This is a genomic window from Variovorax guangxiensis, from assembly GCF_003952165.1.
Taxonomy (GTDB): Bacteria; Pseudomonadota; Gammaproteobacteria; order Burkholderiales; family Burkholderiaceae_C; genus Variovorax; species Variovorax guangxiensis.
Genome location: NZ_RXFT01000001.1, coordinates 1,097,128 through 1,116,375, shown reverse-complemented (window position 1 = coordinate 1,116,375; position 19,248 = coordinate 1,097,128). Strand labels below are relative to the sequence as shown.

Annotated in this window: 15 protein-coding genes; 2 read left to right on the top strand and 13 right to left on the bottom strand. The window is 68.1% G+C overall.

The window, feature by feature from the left end; all coding sequences use genetic code 11:
* Nucleotides 1–7 precede the first annotated feature (7 nt).
* The 8 genes from bcsB to map form a co-directional block, all read right to left on the bottom strand.
* Nucleotides 8–2,371, bottom strand: coding sequence for a cellulose biosynthesis cyclic di-GMP-binding regulatory protein BcsB (gene bcsB / locus EJP67_RS05320; protein ID WP_126020196.1), 2,364 nt, complete (start codon nt 2,369–2,371; stop codon nt 8–10).
* On the bottom strand, nt 2,368–4,536 hold the full coding sequence (gene bcsA / locus EJP67_RS05315) for a UDP-forming cellulose synthase catalytic subunit (RefSeq protein WP_126020194.1): 2,169 nt from the start codon (nt 4,534–4,536) through the stop codon (nt 2,368–2,370). The genes bcsB and bcsA overlap by 4 nt, the downstream gene beginning before the upstream one ends.
* A complete protein-coding gene (gene bcsQ / locus EJP67_RS05310; protein WP_165909551.1) occupies nt 4,533–5,345 on the bottom strand; it encodes a cellulose biosynthesis protein BcsQ in 813 nt (270 codons plus the stop codon). Before bcsQ ends, bcsA begins: the two co-directional genes overlap by 4 nt.
* Nucleotides 5,346–5,347: 2 nt before the next feature.
* Entirely contained in the window at nt 5,348–5,797 is a 450-nt protein-coding gene (locus EJP67_RS05305; RefSeq protein WP_126020190.1) for a hypothetical protein, read from the bottom strand.
* Nucleotides 5,794–6,267 (bottom strand): cellulose biosynthesis protein BcsD, encoded by a 474-nt coding sequence (gene bcsD, locus EJP67_RS05300; protein WP_126020188.1) that lies wholly within the window; start codon nt 6,265–6,267, stop codon nt 5,794–5,796. Before bcsD ends, EJP67_RS05305 begins: the two co-directional genes overlap by 4 nt.
* A gap of 257 nt (nt 6,268–6,524) precedes the next feature.
* Entirely contained in the window at nt 6,525–7,562 is a 1,038-nt protein-coding gene (locus EJP67_RS05295) for a GGDEF domain-containing protein (protein ID WP_126020186.1), read from the bottom strand.
* Between the two features lie 28 nt (nt 7,563–7,590).
* The gene (locus EJP67_RS05290; protein WP_126020184.1) at nt 7,591–10,197 is read right to left on the bottom strand and encodes a [protein-PII] uridylyltransferase; all 2,607 of its coding nucleotides are present in this window, start codon (nt 10,195–10,197) and stop codon (nt 7,591–7,593) included.
* A 22-nt stretch (nt 10,198–10,219) separates the two neighbouring features.
* Entirely contained in the window at nt 10,220–11,044 is an 825-nt protein-coding gene (map, locus tag EJP67_RS05285) for a type I methionyl aminopeptidase (protein ID WP_126020182.1), read from the bottom strand.
* 156 nt (nt 11,045–11,200) lie between these two features.
* Here map and purL point away from each other — a divergent pair, with 156 nt between their 5' ends.
* Both purL and EJP67_RS05275 read left to right on the top strand, forming a co-directional pair.
* Entirely contained in the window at nt 11,201–15,172 is a 3,972-nt protein-coding gene (gene purL, locus EJP67_RS05280) for a phosphoribosylformylglycinamidine synthase (protein ID WP_126020451.1), read from the top strand.
* 4 nt (nt 15,173–15,176) lie between these two features.
* Nucleotides 15,177–15,488 (top strand): hypothetical protein, encoded by a 312-nt coding sequence (locus EJP67_RS05275; RefSeq protein WP_126020180.1) that lies wholly within the window; start codon nt 15,177–15,179, stop codon nt 15,486–15,488.
* 75 nt (nt 15,489–15,563) lie between these two features.
* Here EJP67_RS05275 and EJP67_RS05270 read toward each other — a convergent pair whose 3' ends face one another.
* From EJP67_RS05270 to EJP67_RS05250, 5 genes are all read right to left on the bottom strand, one after another.
* Nucleotides 15,564–16,349, bottom strand: coding sequence for a peptidylprolyl isomerase (locus tag EJP67_RS05270; protein ID WP_126020178.1), 786 nt, complete (start codon nt 16,347–16,349; stop codon nt 15,564–15,566).
* Nucleotides 16,350–16,486: 137 nt separating this feature from the next.
* Complete coding sequence (locus tag EJP67_RS05265; RefSeq protein WP_126020176.1) at nt 16,487–16,765, bottom strand: BolA family protein; 279 nt, start codon at nt 16,763–16,765, stop codon at nt 16,487–16,489.
* Nucleotides 16,762–17,307, bottom strand: a complete 546-nt coding sequence (locus EJP67_RS05260; protein WP_019652541.1) for a septation protein A — start codon at nt 17,305–17,307, stop codon at nt 16,762–16,764. The genes EJP67_RS05265 and EJP67_RS05260 overlap by 4 nt, the downstream gene beginning before the upstream one ends.
* Before the next feature lie 26 nt (nt 17,308–17,333).
* Nucleotides 17,334–17,744 carry a peptide-methionine (R)-S-oxide reductase MsrB gene (gene msrB / locus EJP67_RS05255; RefSeq protein ID WP_126020174.1) on the bottom strand — a complete coding sequence of 137 codons (411 nt, stop codon included), beginning with the start codon at nt 17,742–17,744 and terminating at the stop codon, nt 17,334–17,336.
* Complete coding sequence (locus EJP67_RS05250) at nt 17,741–19,222, bottom strand: protein adenylyltransferase SelO (RefSeq protein WP_126020172.1); 1,482 nt, start codon at nt 19,220–19,222, stop codon at nt 17,741–17,743. The genes msrB and EJP67_RS05250 overlap by 4 nt, the downstream gene beginning before the upstream one ends.
* Between the last annotated feature and the right edge of the window lie 26 nt (nt 19,223–19,248).

Sequence of the window (19,248 nt, the reverse complement as noted above, 5' to 3'; positions counted from 1 at the left end):
GAGTTCCTTACTTCCCCTTGGCCTTCACCGACAGCCGGCGGCGCGCGCGCAGCTGCAGGCCCGCGTACGACACGGCCGCGCCCAGCAGCGCCAGCACGATCACCAGCCCGGCCAGCATCAGCGGGCTGCGCGAGAGGTGCCACTGCACCCAGGCGACGGGCGGCAGGCGGCCGACGTAATACGTGTCCTGGCCCAGCACGCTGTTGACCTGCGTGTCGCGCACGATGGTCATGCTGCCCTGCACGCTCTTGAGCAGCTCGGGCGTCATCAGCGCGTTGAGCAGCGCGTCCTTCGACTCGCTGTTGGTGATGGCGGCGACCACGCTGCGGCCGCTTTGCAGCGGCGACTGGAAGCCGGCCAGCACCGCGTCGCGGCCGTCGGCGCTCACCGAGATCTGCATCGAGCCCGGCAGGTCCTCGCGGGTGCGTGCGCCGATCACGAAGTCGATGGCGTTGTCGATCCAGCTGTTGAGCTTCAGCTCGGGCGCGGTGCCGTTGCGCTTGAGCGGCATCCGGTCGGCCCATTGGGTGAACAGCGGCTGGTTCTGCAGGTTGCCAATGACCAGCAGGTCCTTGTCGGCCCACTGCGGCGCCTCGCCCGAGCGGCCCACCTTCACGCGCAGCGCGGGGTAGCCGGTGGAGCGGCCGATCTGGCCGAGCAGGCCGAGGAACATTTCGGTGTCGCTGCTGCTGGGCTGGTCGGGCAGGATGACGGCGGTGTCCGACAGGTCGGCCATGCGCGAGAACGGGAAGCCGCCGTTGGCGTAGGCGGCCAGCTCGGGCATCGCGATGAAGTGCGGGAAGCCCGACACGTCGATCTTCGAAGTCGGGTCGATCGAGCCGCGCACGTTGTCCAGCTGCGGCACGCAGCGCCCGCCCACCGGCTCGAAGTAGTAGTGCAGGCGAAGCTGGCTGCGCGGGCCCATGGCCAGCGGCGGCAGGATGATTTCCTTGCGTTCGGCCAGCGTGCCGTCGGGCATCAGCTTCACCGCCAGCGGGTTCCACCAGCGGTCGCCGGCCGGGTTGGCCGAGCGCAGCGGCAGGCCGCCCACGAAGTTCTCGTTGACGTTGACGTTCAGCGTCGACTGGTCGGGCCGCACGCGCGGCGTGTAGCGGTACTCCAGGTCGAGCGGAATGCCGCGGCTGCGCCAGGTGAAGAGGTCGGGCGGCAGCTGCAGGTTCACGCGGACCACGTCGGGGTTGTAGCCCGACACCGAGAGGTCGGCCGCCGTGGCGAGTTCGCCCAGCTGCAGCGGACGGTCGCTCGGCACCCAGCGCGGCGCGTCGTAGGGCTTGCGCGCGGGCGGCTCCTGGAAGGCGGTGATCGATGCGGTCGCGCCCGCGAAGGCCTTGGCGTTGAGCGCCAGCGCGGCGGCGGCGGTGCGCAGGTCGGCGGGCGTGCTGCCCATCACCAGCAGCAGCTTGCCGTTGGCGTCGCGCGGGTTGTCGACGATCGCCAGGCCCGGTCCGCGGATGGCCGGCAGCGTGAGGCCCGGAATGCTCGAATCGGGCGTGACGAACACCACCGCGTGGCCAGTGGGCAGGTCGCCGCCGGACACCGGAAAGGTAGCGCCGCGGTAATCTGCCAGCGCGCCGAACCACGACGACACCACGCCCGCGGCCTCCAGCACCGGGCCCGAGGCGGCGGTGCCGAACACGAAGGGAATGCGCGCGCGGCGCACGTCGCGGCGGTCGAAGAAGGGCTGCGGCAGGGCGGCCAGGTCGTTGACCAGCTTCAGCGGCGCCACCGTCAGCTTCAGCGTGCTGGTGGCGTCGATACGCGCCCACAGGCTGGTGTGCGCCGGGTCCTCGCACTCGCGGGTGTAGTGGCCGATGAGCTCGACGTTGATGCGGTTGAACTCGGTGATCAGGCGCCGGTCGATCGGGATGTCGGCCGTCTGCGGCCGGCCCGCGCCCGCGGTGGGCACCGGCAGCGTGGCCACCAGCACGTCGTTCACCGTGACCTTCAGGTGCGAGAGCTCCGGGATCAGCGAGGGCGAGTAGGCGTAGTTCAGCCTGAACGAGGCGGCGGTCACCAGCTCGTCGGCGCGCACGTTGAACGGGATGCCCACCGTGCCGCTGATGCCGCGCAGCTGAACCGCGTAGTCGATGCCGAGTTGCGTGAGGTTGAGTTCGCGCACCGCGCCGCCGGCAGGTGCCGCGGCAGCAATGGGAGCCGGCGCCGCCTGCGGGGCGGCAGCGGCGGCCGCAGCCTGGGGCTCGGCCGGCCGGGGCTGGGCGAAGGCCGTGCCGGCGGCGGCGAGGGCCACGGCGAGGGCCACGGCGCGGGAGACGAACGGGGACGAAGCCACGCTGACGGGATGCTCGGCGCGGCGATGCGCGCGCTGGTTGGGCGTCACGTGGGTCGTCACGTGGATTCCTTCGCTTTGACGGGACGCAGCCGCGAGGCGGCTGCACGGTAATAATGGCTGAACATGTCTCGGAAACCGGTGCCGCTGATGCTGATGATGTGGCCGAGCACGCGGTGGATCGGCACGCGCGGGTGGTTGCCCCAGCGCGCGGCCCAGATGTCGGCGCGGGCGGTGGTGCACTGCACCAGCGCGCGTTCCTGCGCGAAGCTCATCGGCACGAAGCTCAGGCCCAGGCGCTTGCCGCTGCTGAAGCGCACGGTGGAGGCGAAGCGCGATTCCTGGTCGTTGCGGTACAGCGCCACCTCTACCGGCGTTTCGAGGTCCAGCTTCAGGTCCTGCGGGAGCTCGAGGCCCAGGCCGCCGCTGGAGAAATCGAAGGTGTTGCAGCGCAGGGAGCGGCCATCGGCGAAGTACAGCGTGGCCGGCAGGTTGAGTTCGACGCGGTGCGATCCGCGCAGCTGGCGCGACTCGTTGGCCGCGGCCACGCAGGCGCCCAGGATCATCAGGTTGTAGACCGTCCAGGCGAGATTCAGCCACACGGTGGCGATGTGCTGAGAGTCGACCCAGGTCAGCCGCCACACACCCAGGCACACGCCCACGAAGTTCAGCGCGAGCAGCACCAGGCTGGCCTTGGCGATGGTGCTGTCGAAATACTCTTCCTGGATCAGGCCGCCCTTGGCCGTCACGTTGAAGCTGCCCAGCTTGGGGTTGATGAGCGCCACCAGCGTCGGGCGGAAGATGTACCAGGCCAGCACCGCCTCGTAGACCTCGTTCCACAGCAGGTAGCGGAATCGCCCCTGTATCCGGCTGTTGGTCAGGTTGGCGTGCAGGATGTGCGGCAGCGCGAAGGCGAAGATCATCGAGGCCGAGGCGTGGATCACGCTCGCGCCGAAGTACAGGTAGGCCAGCGGCGCCGTCAGGTAGATGAGCCGCGGCAGCCCGTACAGGAAGTGCAGCATCGCGTTCACGTAGCACAGGCGCTGCGCCCAGTGCAGCCCGCGGCCGAACAGCGGGTTGTCGATGCGGAAGATCTGCGCCATGCCGCGCGCCCAGCGGATGCGCTGGCCCACGTGGCCCGAGAGGCTTTCGGTCGCCAGGCCCGCGGCCTGCGGCAGCGCGAGGTAGGCGGTGTTGTAGCCCAGGCGGTGCATCTTCAGCGCGGTGTGGGCGTCTTCGGTTACGGTCTCGACCGCGATGCCGCCCACTTCTTCCACGATGGTCCGGCGCAGCACCGCGCAGGAGCCGCAGAAGAAGGTGGCGTTCCAGAGGTCGTTGCCGTCCTGGATCAGGCCGTAGAAAAGCTCGCCCTCGTTGGGCACCGTGCCGAAGGTGTCGAGGTTGCGCTCGAAGGGGTCGGCCGAGAAGAAGTAGTGGGGCAGCTGGACCATGCCCAGCTTGGGGTCGCGTCCGAACCAGCCCATGGCGATCTGCATGAACGAGCGCGTGGGGATGTGGTCGCAGTCGAAGATCGCGACGAATTCGCCGGTGGTGTTCTTCAGCGCGGCGTTGATGTTGCCGGCCTTGGCATGGCGGTTGTTGTCGCGCGTGACGTGGGTCACGCCGACCTGTTCGCAGAACACGCGGAATTCCTCGCGCCGGCCGTCGTCGAGCACGAAGATCTTGATCTTGTCGCGCGGCCAGTCGATCAGCTGCGCGGCCAGCACCGTGGAGCGAACCACCGACAGCGATTCGTTGTAGGTCGGAATGAACAGGTCGATGGTGGGCCACTCGGCCGGGTCCTCCGGCAGCGGCACCGGCTTGCGCTCGAGCGGCCAGGCGGTCTGCACGTAGCCCAGCAGCAGCACCACGAAGGCATAGAGCTCGGCCATCAGCAGTCCCACGCCCAGCACCAGGTCGAGCGGGTTGTCCATGAACATGGTCTCGGTCACCCGCCAGTAGGTGTAGCGAGAGGACACCACCACCGACAGGAAGATCAGAACCAGGCTGGCGAAGCGCCCGCGGAAGCGGTTGGTGACGAGCGCCGCCACGAAGATGCCCACGGACAGCACGATCTGCTGCTCGAAGGTCATCGGCGCGATGATCAGCGCGGGCAGCATCGTGAGCGCCACGATCCAGCCGAGGATGCGCACCGGCAGCAGCTTCAGGATGGCCGGCGCCGGACGGGGCTCCGGCTGGGCCGGCGCGGCGGACTGGGCGTGTTTCATCGGTTCGTTTCCGTGGTCCGCAGGGTCGGGAAGGACGCCGCCTGGCGCGCGGTGTCGAGGCGTTCGAGCAGGCGCTCGGCGCAGGCGTCGATGTCCTGCGTCGCCTGGCTCATGGGCGCGTAGCGCTGCACCGGCGCGGCCGAGGCCAGCGCCTCTGGCACCGCCTGGTCCAGGTGCAGCATGCCCAGCAGCTCGGGGCGCAGCCGCTGGCGCAGAAGTTCGAAGACATCGTGGTTGAGCCTCTTGCCCGGGTCGATCTGGTTCACCACGTAGCCGGTGCCGAGGTAGCCGCCGCGTGGGCGGGCGTACTTGTCGAGCATGCGCTCGACGATGGGCAGCGTGGCGAAGGAGCCCGCATCGGCCAGCACCGCGACCACGCCGAAGCTGGCCGCGCGCAGCGCCTGCTGCAGGTAGACCGAGGGGCCGGGCGGTGTGTCGAGCACCACCAGCGTGCCGGCGGGCAGGCCGAAGCGTTCCAGCGTGTCGCCGAGCCAGCCGGGCGACCGGGCCAGCTGCTGCTCGAACGCTATCTGGCGTTCGTCGTCGACGTCGCCGAAGGGCAGCAGCATCACGCCGCCGTGCGCGGGACGGATGGCGCGGGTCCACGGCATCAGGCCGGTGGCAGCCTCGACCAGGCCGCTGTCACAGGCCTGCGGCTCGTTGGCGATGTGGAAACGCAGCGCGTTCTGCGGATCGAGATCGATGGCCAGCACCTGCCTGCCGCGCTGCGCGAGCGCGGTGCAGAGGTTGGCGGCAATCGTCGTCTTGCCTACGCCGCCCTTGGAGGAGATTACGGGGATGACAACCATCGTCACGTCGGCCTTCGCCAGCGTGACATGGGACCCTGAGCCACGGCGGCCTTCTGCGGCGCCGCCAGACGTGCGAAAAGTTGCTCGAGCGGTGTCGCAGCGGAACCCGGGCCGGAGGCGATGGCGGCCGGAGCCAGTGCGGGCTCGGGTGCGAAGACCGGGACCGCGGCCGGTGCATGGGCAGCTGGAGCGGCGACCAACGGTGCGGGCGAGGGCGCGTGCAGGGGGGGTGCCGCGCCGACCGGAACTGGAGCGGGCGCCAGTGCGGGCGCAGCGATCGGGGCGGCAGCCGTGACCGCCGGCGGATGGGTGATCTTCTCGCCCGACAGCAGTGGCCACACGCGCGGCGCCTCGGCGTCGGGCGGCGCGAATTCCTTGTAGCCGTTGCCGTTGCCGCCGAACTTGCCGAACAGGCCGGCGATGTCCTCGGGCATGTGTTCCTCGGTGCTCATGCGCCTGCCCTCGACAGGCGGAGGTCGATGCGCGGCCCGGCCTGGACCTCGGGCTGCAACGCTTGCACGCGCAGCGTGGAGGGCATGTGCTGCGCCTCGAACCAGGTCTGGTAGGCACCTTCGAAGAAACCGACGCTCCAATCGGTCGATCCGGGCCCGAAGGCGGCGGCCACTGGGCTGCAGGCGTGGGTGATGGCGACGCCGTCAGCTTCCTCGTTCAGCACGGCGAAGCCCCAGTCGATGCCGTCCCAGCGGGCGTTGAACTGGTCCTGCAACTCCTCGAGCGTGCGGCAGCGGGGGATCGGCAGGGCCTGCGCGAGACGCTGGCCGATGCGAAAGAAAAGCTGCCTCAGATCTTCCGGAGGCAACCCGGCGCTCAACTCGGCGGCCATGCCGCGGTTGAATTCCAGCCATTGGGCGCTGCAGGATTTCTTTTCGTAATAGTCAATAAACGTCGCACCAGTTTCCATGCCGAGGCATTCTCTTGGATCAGTTAACTATTGACAATGAATGTGAACTAATTAGTACGAAAGAACTGAATTTGAGCTGGCCAACTGTCTGAATTCGGGGACGAGCTCGAACCGCGACCTTCGTCGGGTCGAGTTCCATACGTCGCGCGGGCGCGATCGGATTCAAATTTCTGGTGAAGTGCGCTTTCGTCCCCGCCGTCATCGGAGACAGGTGCGGACGACGCTGCCGTGCGCCCGCGTCGCGACTCGGCCCGGGGTCAGTCCGAGAGGGCTTCGCCCGCGTGCTGGAACATGGTGCGGCGGCCGTGCTTTACCGCGTACATGGCGGCATCGGCCTGCCGCAGGGCCTCCTCGGCGGAGGTGGTGCGCGGATCGACCGCCACCACGCCGACGCTGGCGCCCGCGTAGTCGATGGTCAGGTTCCTGAGCCGCAGTTCGCCCTTGGTGTTTTCCGCCAGCCGGTCGCCCAGCGCCATCGCGCCGGTACGCGGCGATTCGCCGAGGCCGGGGCCCAGGCCGATCACCACGAACTCGTCGGAGCCGAAGCGCGCCAGCATGTCGCTCGCGCGCACGCAGTTCGACAGCTGCTTCGCCATGGCCGCCAGGAACTCGTCGCCGACCGCGTGGCCGTGCGCGTCGTTGATCTTCTTGAAGTCGTCCATGTCGATGAAGCCGACCAGCACGCTCTGGGCGCTGCGCGCGCCCTGCGCCAGCATGCGCTGCAGCGCGTCGACCAGGGCGCGGCGGTTCGGCAGGCCGGTAAGTACGTCGGTCGCTGCATTGGCCGAGAGTTCGATGCCGGCCTTGTCGAGCCTGGCGACCATCTGCTCGCGGTCCACCTGCTGGGCGATCAGCTTTGCGAACAGGCGAAGTACCGGTTCGGCGATGGCCGGCAGGGGCATCTGCCGGGCGCTGGCGGCGCACAGCGCGCCATGCAGGCCGCCGCCGTCGAGCCTGACGGGTGCGCTCGCGCAGGTCTGGATGCCCAGTTCGCGGGCCGCATCGGCATCGCCCCAGCAGCCGCCGGCATCGTCGGCGTAGATGCGGTCTTCTTCCAGCGCATGGCGACACAGCGTGTCGCCCCAGGGAACGTAGGCGCCTTCGGGAATGGTCAGCTCGCCCGCGTTGTGGGCGAAGAGGATGTGCTGGCGGGCCTTGTCGGGCTCGATGACCGTGAGATAGGCCGATTCAAGGCCGGTTGCCGCCTCGAGCATTTCGAGCATCGGGCGCGCGAGGTCTTCCAGCGTCGTGGCCGAGGAGACGGTTTCGGATAGCTGTTCGATCAGGAATTCCATGGCCGACATTCTGAGGGCTCCCGGGGTGTCAGGAGGCCAGTGCTTCCATCAATTCTGTTTCGATGGCCAGTTGCGTCTTCTGGCCCTGTAGTTCGGGGCCGCTGATCAGGAAGGTGTCTTCCACCCGCTCGCCCAGCGTCGTGACCTTGGCGAGCTGCAGGTTCAGGTGATGGCGCGCCAGCACCCGCGCCACCGAATACAGCAGGCCCGCGCGGTCGCTGGCCGAGATGCTGAGCAGCCAGCGCTGCGCCTTGTCGTCCGGCAGCAGGCTGATGCGCGGCTTGATCGGAAAGCTGCGCACCCGGCGCGACACCCGGCCCATGCTGGGCGGCGGCAGCGCGCCGGCCTCGGTGAGCGTTTGCGCCAGGCCCGACTCGACCATGCTGATCAGGTCGCGGTAGTGGTCCGGCAGGAAGGTGGTCACCACCTGGAAGGTGTCGAGCGCGTAGCCGTTGCTCGTGGTGTGCACCTTGGCGTCCAGGATGCTGAAGGATGCCTGGTCGAAGTAGCCGCAGATGCGCGCAAACAGGTCGGGCTGGTCGGGCGTGTACACGACCACCTGCAGGCCTTCGCCCACCGGGGACAGGCGCGCCCTGACGATGGGCGCTGCCTTGGGGTCGGCCGGCACGTTCGGCGGCGGCACGAAGCGCGAGAGCTGCTTGGCGTGCCAGGCGATCTCGCCAGCGTCGTGGCGCATGAAATAGCCGACGTCGAGCGTGTCCCACAGGGCCTTGTGCGCCTCGAAGCGCTGGGCGTGCAGGGCGAGCTGCACCAGGGCCTCGCGCTTGCGCGACTCGACCTCGGCGTCCGGGTCGGGCATGCGGCCGCCCAGTGCACGCAGGGTGTAGCGGTACAGGTCTTCCAGCAGCTTGCCCTTCCAGGCGTTCCACACGCGCGGCGAGGTGCCGCGGATGTCGGCCACCGTCAGCAGGTAGAGCGCGGTCAGGTAGCGCTCGTTGCCCACGCGTTTGGCGAAGGCGCCGATCACCTCCGGATCGCTCAGGTCCTGCTTCTGGGCGACCTGGCTCATCACCAGGTGTTCGGCCACGAGGAATTCGATGAGCTTCGCGTCCTCGCGGGCGATGCCGTGCTGCTTGCAGAAGCGCTGCACGTCGCGCGCGCCCAGCGTGGAGTGGTCGCCGCCGCGGCCCTTGGCGATGTCGTGGAAGAGGGCGGCCACGTACAGGATCCAGGGCTTGTCCCAGCCGGCCGCCAGCTGCGAGCAGAACGGGTACTCGTGCGCGTGCTCGGCGATGAAGAAGCGCCGCACGTTGCGCAGCACCATCAGGATGTGCTGGTCCACCGTGTAGACGTGGAACAGGTCGTGCTGCATCTGCCCCACGATGCTGCGGAACACCCGCAGGTAGCGCCCCAGCACCGAGGTCTGGTTCATCAGCCTGAAGGCGTGCGTGATGCCGTAGGGCTGCAGCACGATCCGCATGAAGGTCTGGTGGTTGACCGGGTCGTTGCGGAACTTGCTGTCCATCACGTGGCGCGCGTTGTAGAGAGCGCGCAGCGTGCGCGCCGACAGGCCCTTCACGCCGATGGTCTTCTGGTAGAGCAGGAAGGTCTCGAGCACCGCGTGCGGCTCGCGCTCGTAGAGGTCGTCACTGGCGATCTCGATCAGGCCGGCGCGTTCGTAGAAGCGCTCGTTGATCGGCGTGTGCTGCTCGTCGCTGGGCTGCAGCCGCTCGGAGATGTTGAGCAGCAGGATCTGGTTGAGCTGCGACACCGCCTTGGCGGCCCAGTAGTAGCGCCGCATGAGCGCCTCGCTGGACTTGCGCTGGGACTCGCTCTCGTAGCCGAAGCTGGCGGCCACGGCGGTCTGCAGGTCGAACACCAGGCGGTCCTCGCGCCGGTTGGCGATCACGTGCAGCCGTGCGCGGATCAGCGAAAGCAGTGCCTCGTTGCGCTTGATCTGCTGCGCCTCGAAGGACGTGGCCAGGCCGTTCTTGGCCAGGTCGTCCCAGCGGCTGCCGTAGCCGGCGGCCTTGGTCATCCAGAGGATGGTCTGCAGGTCGCGCAGGCCGCCCGGCGATTCCTTGCAGTTGGGCTCCAGCGCGTAGGGCGTGTTGTCGAACTTCTGGTGGCGGTGCCGCATTTCCTGCGACTTGGCCACGAAGAAGGCCTGCGGGTCGATGGCGCGCGAGAAGCGGCGGCGGAAGGCGGTGAAGAGCTTCTTGTTGCCGGCGATCAGGCGCGCCTCGAGCAGCGAGGTCTGCACGGTGACGTCCTTCTCGGCCTCCGCCAGGCATTCTTCGACAGTGCGCACGCTGGAGCCGATCTCCAGGCCGGCGTCCCAGCACTGGCCGATGAACGCCTCGATGCGGGCCGGCTCGATGCCGCCGGCCTCGCCCTCGGGCGGCAGCAGCAGCAGCACGTCGACGTCGGAATACGGAAACAGCTCCCCGCGCCCGAAGCCGCCCACGGCCGCCAGCGTGAGCGAGTCGCCGAAGCCGGCGTCGCGCCACAGGGTGCACAGCGTTTCGTCGGCCAGCGCCGAGAGCTGGCGCAGCACCGTGTGGACGCTGCGGGTCGGGGCGCGCGCGAAGCGCAGGGTGTCGAACAGAGCGAGCTTTTTCGCGCGATAGGCTTCGCGCAGCGTCGCCACGTCGATGTTGGCTGCTTCGATCACGGCGAGGGGGTGCGTCTGCGCGTCAGGTCTTGGTGGCGGTGACGAAGGAGGGCAGCGGCGGGCTTCCGGCCGACAGCGTCAGCACCTCGTAGCCGGTCTCGGTGACGAGCACGGTGTGCTCCCACTGCGCCGACAGCGAGTGGTCGCGCGTGACGATGGTCCAGCCGTCGTACTGGCCGCCCTTGAAGTCTTCCTTCACGTCGCGCTTGCCGGCGTTGATCATCGGCTCGATGGTGAAGATCATGCCGGGCTTGAGTTCTTCCATGGTGCCCGGGCGGCCGTAGTGCAGCACCTGGGGTTCCTCGTGGAAGCGCTGGCCCACGCCGTGGCCGCAGAACTCGCGCACCACCGAGAAACCCTGGCCCTCGGCGAACTTCTGGATCGCATGGCCCACGTCGCCCAGGTGCGCGCCAGGGCGCACCTGCAGGATGCCGTGCCACATGGCCTCGAAGGTGATCTGGCACAGGCGCTTGGCCGCGATGGAGGCGTCGCCGATCACGTACATGCGGCTGTTGTCGCCGAACCAGCCGTCCTTGATGACGGTGACGTCGACATTCATGATGTCGCCCTTCTTCAGGGGCTTGTCGTTCGGGATGCCATGGCACACCACGTGGTTCACCGAGGTGCACAGCGACTTCGGGAACGGGACGCTGCTCGCGCCCATGTAGCCCACCGTGGCGGAGGTGGTGCCCTGCTTGACCATGTACTCGGCAGCCAGCCGGTCGACATCGTTGGTCGTGATGCCGGGCTTGATGAGGGGAGTGAGGTAGTCCAGCACCTCGGAGGCCAGGCGGCATGCGACCCGCATGGCTTCGATGCCTGCAGCGTCTTTGTAGTTAATGCTCATGGCCGAATTATCCCATTGGCCCGGCTAAAATCCCGGGTTAACGCGGATGACCCCAGTCAGCGGCCATCCGCCTCGATTCCTTGATTTCCCAACGCGGCCCCCGAGGCCCCATCGACCGTGACGCAGCCCGCACCTCAAGCCCTTCCTGTCGTAACCATGTTCGAGGGCGGCAGCGCGCTCAGCGACTTCCGCGCACGCCAGCTCCTGCCGAAGCTGCAATCCATCGAACCGCGCATCGAGGGCATCTCGGCCCGTTTCGTGCACCTCGTGGTGACAGACGCGGCGCTCGGCCAGGCCGACCGCGAGCGTTTCGCCGCGCTGCTGACCTACGGCGACCCCTTCGAGGCGCCGGCCAAGGCGGGCACCAGCGTGGTGGTCACGCCGCGCCTGGGTACCGTGTCGCCCTGGGCCTCCAAGGCCACCGACATCGCCCACAACTGCGGGCTGGCCCTGCGGCGCGTCGAGCGCGTCACCCAGTACCACCTGAAGCTGAAGGCCCCGCTGATCGGCAAGGCCCCCGTGCTCGACGGCGACCAGCTGGCGGCCGTGGCCGTCCCGCTGCACGACCGCATGACCGAATCGGTGCTGGCCACGGTCGAGCAGGCCGCCAGCCTCTTCAGCGAGCTGCCGGCCCAGCCGATGGCGCAGGTCGACGTGCAGGGCGGCGGCCGCGCCGCGCTGGTGGCGGCCAACACCGGCTTCGGCCTGGCGCTGGCCGAGGACGAGATCGACTACCTGGTCGACGCCTTCACCCGCCTGGGCCGCAACCCCAGCGACGTCGAGCTCATGATGTTCGCGCAGGCCAACAGCGAGCACTGCCGCCACAAGATCTTCAACGCCAACTTCACCATCGACGGACAGGCCCAGCCGCAGAGCCTGTTCTCGATGATCCGCAACACCGAGAAGCTGAACCCGCAGCACACGGTGGTGGCCTACGCCGACAACGCCTCGATCATGGAAGGCACAGCCATCGAGCGCTTCGTGCCCGCCAGCGGCTCGCAGAGCTATCAAAAAGATAGCGCCCTGAGCCATGTGCTGATGAAGGTCGAGACGCACAACCACCCCACGGCCATCTCGCCGTTCCCGGGTGCCTCGACCGGCGCGGGCGGCGAGATCCGCGACGAGGGCGCCACCGGCCGTGGTTCCAGGCCCAAGGCCGGCCTGACCGGCTTCACCGTCTCGAAGCTCTGGCCGGAAGAGGGCAGCTACGGCAAGCCCGAGCACATCGCCAGCCCGCTGCAGATCATGACCGAGGGCCCGCTGGGCGGCGCCGCGTTCAACAACGAGTTCGGCCGTCCCAACCTGCTGGGCTACTTCCGCGAGTACGAGCAGACCGTGGCGAGCGACGTCGACACCGTGCAGCGCGGCTATCACAAGCCCATCATGATCGCGGGCGGCCTGGGCAGCATCGAAGCGACGCAGACCAAGAAGATCCAGTTCCCCGCCGGCTCGCTGCTGATCCAGCTCGGCGGCCCCGGCATGCGCATCGGCATGGGCGGCAGCGCCGCCAGCTCGATGGCCACCGGCGCCAACGCGGCCGAGCTCGACTTCGACTCGGTGCAGCGCGGCAACCCCGAGATCGAGCGACGCGCGCAGGAGGTCATCAACCACTGCTGGCAGCAGGGCGCGGCCAACCCCATCCTCGCGATCCACGACGTGGGCGCGGGCGGCCTGAGCAACGCCTTCCCCGAGCTGACCAACGACGCCGGCCGCGGCGCGCGCTTCGACTTGCGCGCCGTACCGCTGGAAGAGTCGGGCATGGCGCCCAAGGAAATCTGGTGCAACGAAAGCCAGGAGCGCTACGTGTTGGCCATCGCGCCGGAATCGCTCGAGCAGTTCAAGGCCTTCTGCGAACGCGAGCGCTGCCCGTTCTCGGTGGTCGGCGTGGCGACGGAAGAGCGCCAACTGCTGGTGGCCGACGAAGGTGCCGAAGTGCAGCCGGTCGACATGCCCATGGACGTGCTGCTCGGCAAGCCGCCGAAGATGCACCGCGACGTGAAGACCGTGGCGCGCAGCTTCAAGCCGCTCGACCTCACCGGCGTCGATCTGCAGAAGGCGGCCATCGACGTGCTCTCGCACCCGACGGTGGCTTCCAAGCGCTTCCTCGTCACCATCGGCGACCGCACCGTGGGCGGCATGAGCCATCGCGACCAGATGGTCGGCCCCTGGCAGGTGCCGGTGGCCGACTGCGCCGTGACGCTGGCCGACTACAAGGGCTTTGCCGGCGAAGCCATGAGCATGGGCGAGCGCACGCCGCTGGCCGCGCTCGACGCGCCGGCCTCCGGCCGCATGGCGGTGGCCGAGGCCATCACCAACCTGCTGGCCGCGCCCATCGAACTCTCGCGCGTGAAGCTCTCGGCCAACTGGATGGCCGCCTGCGGCGAGCCCGGCGAGGACGCCGCCCTGTACGAGACCGTCAAGGCCGTCGGCATGGAACTGTGCCCGGCACTGGGCGTGTCGATCCCGGTCGGCAAAGATTCCCTGTCGATGCGCACGCAGTGGAAGGACGGCGGCGAAGCGAAGAAGGTCACCTCGCCCGTGAGCCTGATCGTCAGCGCCTTCGCCACGCTGCCCGACGTGCGCGGCACGCTCACGCCGCAGCTCGACGCCGAAGAGGCCGACACCACCCTCGTGCTGATCGACCTGGGCCAGGGCAAGCACCGCATGGCCGGCAGCATCCTCGCGCAGACACTCGACCAGAGCGGCGACACGGTGCCCGACCTCGACGACCCGGCGCAGCTTGTCGCGCTCGTCAACGCCGTGAACGCGCTGCGCGCCGACGGCAAGATCCTCGCGATGCACGACCGCAGCGACGGCGGCCTGTTCGCCACCGCCTGCGAGATGGCCTTTGCCGGCCACGTCGGCGTGGCGCTCAACGTCGACATGCTCGTTACCGAAGGCGACGGCATCTCCGACAGCCGCATGGAGACCGGCGACGCCAAGAACTGGGCGCAGCAGGTCAGCGCGCGCCGCGAGGAACTCACGCTCAAGGCGCTGTTCAACGAGGAGCTGGGCATGGTGCTGCAGGTGCGCACCGCCGAGCGCAACGACGTCATGCAGGTGCTGCGCGCCCACGGCCTGAGCACCCACAGCCACTTCGTCGGCAAGACCCGTCCGGCCAGCTCCACCATGGACGCGGGCAAGGGCAAGATCGAAGTCTGGCGTGACGCCAAGTCCGTGTTCAGCGCGAGCCTGCACGACCTGCAGCAGGTGTGGGACTCGGTCAGCTGGAAGATCGCCCGCGAGCGCGACAACCCCGCCTGCGCCGATGCCGAACACGCCGCGGCCGGCGATCCGGCCGACCCGGGCATGCACGTGTTCCTGCCGAACGCGCAACAACCCGTTGCCCCGGCCATCCTGCAGTCGCGCCCCAAGGTCGCGATCCTGCGCGAGCAGGGCGTCAACTCGCACGTCGAGATGGCCTACGCCTTCACCGAGGCCGGCTTCGAAGCCTTCGACGTGCACATGACCGACCTGCAGACGGGCAGGGCGGACCTCGCCGACTTCAAGGGCGTGGTCGCCTGCGGCGGCTTCAGCTACGGCGACACGCTGGGCGCCGGCATCGGCTGGGCCCGCAGCATCACCTTCAACCCGAAGCTGGCCGAGCAGTTCAAGACCTTCTTCGGCCGCGCCGACACCTTCGGCCTGGGCGTGTGCAACGGCTGCCAGATGTTCGCCGAGCTGGCCGACATCATCCCGGGCGCCGAGGCCTGGCCGCGTTTCACCACCAACCAGAGCGAGCGCTTCGAGGCGCGGCTGTCGATGGTCGAGGTGCTCGAATCGCCCAGCATCTTCTTCGCGGGCATGGCCGGCAGCCGCCTGCCGATCGCGGTGGCGCACGGCGAGGGCTACGCCAACTTCAAGTACCGCGGCGACGCCGACAAGGCGATCGCTGCGATGCGCTTCGTCGACAACCACGGCAAGCCCACCGAGCAGTACCCGTTCAACCCCAACGGCAGCGCCGGCGGCCTGACCTCCGTGACCACGCCGGACGGCCGCTTCACCGCAGTGATGCCGCATCCGGAGCGCGTGTTCCGCAACATCCAGATGAGCTGGACCTCGGGCGACAAGAGCGAGCTGAGTCCCTGGATGCAGATCTGGCGCAACGCGCGCCGCTGGGTGGGCTGAACCGATGCTCGACCTCGATCACCCGCAAAGCCGGCGCGTGCTGGAAGCGGCGCGGATCGAGGACCTGATTCGCAGGCAGCTGGTCGCCTGGCGCGAGGATGATGCGGCGTCGTCGGCAGCTCGCGCCGCAATCCTGGGAACCCTGCTGCCGCAGCTCGAAGCGCTCAACGCCAAGCACTTCGGCGCGTCGAAGAATATCTACCGCACGCTCGAGGCACTGGGGCGCGCAGTGCAGGGCGCCGACGCGGAGAAGGCCTGGCAGGCTTTCACGGCGCTCGATGGCCCGGGTGAGAACTTCGGCACCTGGGCCATCTGAAAAGAGAACTGGAAGAACGAGAAGAACTGCAATAAAAAAGCGGCTCGAAGGCCGCTTTTCCTTTGCCAGGATCGATTACTCGACCTTTGCCTTGGCGCGCAGGTCTTCCTGGTACTTCTGCAGGCGCTGCTGCTGCAGCTGCTGCGTGATCTGCGGCTTCACTTCTTCCAGCTTCGGCAGCTGTGCCTGGCGGATGTCGTCGACGCGGATGATGTGCCAGCCGAACTGGGTCTTGATCGGGGCGGGGGTGGTCTCGCCCTTCTTGAGCTTGATCATCGCCTCGGAGAACTCGGGCACGAAGCTCGCGGGGTTGGCCCAGTCGAGGTCGCCGCCGTTGGCGCCCGAACCCGGGTCCTTGCTCTGCTTCTTGGCGATGTCCTCGAACTTCGCGCCCTTCTTCAGGTCGGCCATGATCTTCTTGGCCTGGTCTTCGGTCTCGACCAGGATGTGGCGGGCCTTGTATTCCTTGCCGCCGTTGGCTGCGACGAACTTGTCGTACTCGGCCTTCACGTCGGCGTCCGAGACCGGGTTGGTCTTGCGGTAGTTCTCGAAGAGCGCGCGGATCAGGATGGCCTGGCGGGCGAGTTCGAGCTGATTCTTGTAGTCCTCGGTGGCGTCGAGGCCCTGCTTCTGGGCTTCCTGCATGAACACTTCGCGCGCCACGATTTCCTCGCGCAGCTGGCCTTGCATCTCGGGCGTCACCGGGCGGCCGGCGGCTGCCAGCTGCTGGGCCAGGACGTCCATGCGGGCCTTGGGCACCGGCTTGCCGTTCACGATGGCTGCGTTCTGCGCCAGGGCCGCCATGGGGATGGCACCGAGCAGCGCTGCGGCCGCGACGGCCTGCAAGATTTGTTTTTTCATGGAATGAATGGTCGAGCTGGGAAGGAAATGCGCGTGTAGGAGTTGCGCGGTAATGAAAGCAGGGGATTGAGGGAAGAAAGGGAGAAAGCAGCTGCCGGTGCGGGCGCGGCGTGCGAGCGATGCGTTGGACGACTGACTCAGAGCACCTCGATGGCGATGGCGTGCAGACCCTGTGCGATGAAAACGTGGAGGGCATCATACACAAGCCGATGCCGCGCCACGCGGGGCTTCCCCTCGAACAGGGGGGAGGCGATGCGTACCCTGAAATGGGTGCCCCGGCCCTCGGCGTTGGCACCGGCGTGCCCCGCGTGGGCGGCGCTTTCGTCGATCACCTCGAGCGCGGTCGGCGCAAGCGCCTTGCGCAGCGCCGCCTCGAGTTCGGCCGTGGTGGGAAGGGGGGCGGCCGTGCTCGTCATGCCGCGGGCTTGTCTTCTTCGTTCTTCAGGTGCGGCGCGATGTACAGGCCCTGCGCCACCAGGAAGACGATGGGGAACACGTAGCCCCAGAGCTTGAAGTTGACCCAGGCCTCGGTCGTGAAGTACGCCGCCACGTAGCCGTTGATGACGGCCATGAAGACGCAGTAGCCGATCCACGCCACGTTGAGCCGGCCCCAGATGCGGTCGGGCAGCTCCAGCTGCGAGCCCAGCAGCATCTTCAGGAAGTTCTTCTTCAGCGCCCACAGCGCCACCGCGAGCGCCAGCGCCATGGCGCCATAGAGCACCGTCGGCTTCCACTTGATGAAGCGATCGTCGTGCAGCGCCAGCGTGAGCGTGCCGAACAGCAGGATCAGCACCAGCGTGGCTTTCTGCATTGCCTGCAGCTTGCGCTCGGTGGCGTAGATGATCGCCATCTGCACCACCGTGGCGGCCATGAGCACGCCGGTGGCGGTGTAGATGTTGCCCATCTTGTAGGCAATGAAGAAGAGCAGGATCGGGAAGAAGTCGAGGATCAGTTTCATCGAGCGGATTGCCTGTTTCTTTTCTCTTATTTCTTCTGGAAGTCGAGCGACGCCGAGTTCATGCAGTAGCGCAGGCCGGTTTCGGTCGGGCCGTCGGGGAACACGTGGCCCAGGTGGGCGCCGCAATTGGCGCAGACATTCTCGGTGCGCACCATGCCGTGCGAGCGGTCGATGATGTTGCGGATGGCGCCCGGCACGGCTTCCTGCGAGAAGCTGGGCCAGCCGCAGCCGGCGTCGAACTTGGTCGCCGACTCGAAGAGCTTGGCGCCGCAGCAGATGCAGTGGTAGGTGCCGTCTTCCCAGTGCGCCTCGTACTTGCCGGTGAAGGGGCGTTCGGTGGCCGCGTGGCGCGTCACCTCGAAGGCCGCGGGCTCGGCGCCTTTTTCAGCGAGCAGGGCTTTCCATTCGGCGTCGGTTTTCTGTACGGGAGTGGTCATGATGAGCAGCTGATTTCGATCGTGGAGGCCCAGTCGGGCGGGAACCCGGCATACGCGTCGGCGCCGGGATGTTCTTCAAATGGGGTCTGCAGCAGAGCCAGCAAGACTGCCACACCCGAGTGGTCCTTTTGCTGACTCGCTTCGATGGCCTGCTGTCCAAGGTGGTTCCGCAGCACGAACTTCGGGTTGGAGCGGCGCATCAGTTCCGCGGCCCGGGCCCTGTCGGCGGCGGCATGGCGCTGCGAAAACGATAGCAGCCAGGCGTCGAAGCCCGGGCGATCGAGGAAGAGGTCGCGCACCGGCTCCACGTTGCCGTCGGCCACGTAGTTGGAGAGCCGGCGCCAGAAGATGGTGTAGTCGACCTTGCCGGCGGCCAGCAGCTTGAGCACGCCTTCGATCAGCGCGCGGTCGCCCTCGGCTGCTTCAGGAAGGCCCAGTTTGGCGCGCATGCGGGCCTCGAAATCGTTCGGGAACACCGTCTTGTAAGACTCCAGGGCAGCCACGGCCACTTCCTGGTCGCCGATCAGCGGCAGGAGCGCCTGCGCCAGGCAGAAGAGGTTCCAGTAGGCGACGTTGGGCTGCTGGTTGAAGGCGTAGCGCCCGCTGGTGTCGCTGTGGTTGCAGATGTGGCGCGGGTCGAAGCCGTCGAGGAACTGGAACGGGCCGTAGTCGATGGTGAGCCCGAGGATGCTCATGTTGTCGGTGTTCATCACCCCGTGGCAGAAGCCCACGGCCTGCCATTGGGCGAGCAGGGCGGCGGTGCGCTCGCTCACGGCTTCGAGGAAGGCGGCGTAGGCGTTGCCGTTGAAGCGCTCGGTGGTGCGGCAGGCGGGGTAATAGCGGTCGATGACGTAATCGGCCAGGGCGCGCAGTTCGTCGTTGCGCTGGTTGGCCGCGAAATGCTCGAAGTGGCCGAAGCGCACGAAGCTGGGCGCCACGCGGGTGACGACGGCGGCGCTTTCGATCTCCTCACGGTACACGGGGGCATCGGAGCCGGTCACGCACAGCGCCCGGGTGGTCGGGATGCCCAGGCCGTGCATGGCCTCGCTGCAGAGGAATTCGCGGATGCTCGAGCGCAGCACCGCGCGGCCGTCGCCGCCGCGCGAATAGGGCGTGCGCCCGGCGCCCTTGAGCTGCACTTCGAGACCACCTTCGGTCTCGCCGAGCATGATGGCGCGCCCGTCGCCGAGCTGCCCGGCCCACACGCCGAACTGGTGGCCGCTGTAGACGGTGGCGAAGGGGCGGGTGCCTGTAACGGGCAGGCTGCCGGTGAGGGCCGCCAGCGTGGCGCCGGATTCGTGCCAGCCGGCCGGCAGCCCGAGCTGGCGGGCGACGGTTTCGCTGCGGCCTACCCAATAGGGATCGGGCTGGGGCGTGGGGCGCAGTTCGGTGAGGAAGGCCGGTCCAAGGGCGGCGAAACCCGGTTTCCAGCGCAAGCCCAGGTCCGCGGCCTCGGTGTCTTCAGCAAGCAAGCTCATGCCCGGATTGTCCGGCACCGCGCGTA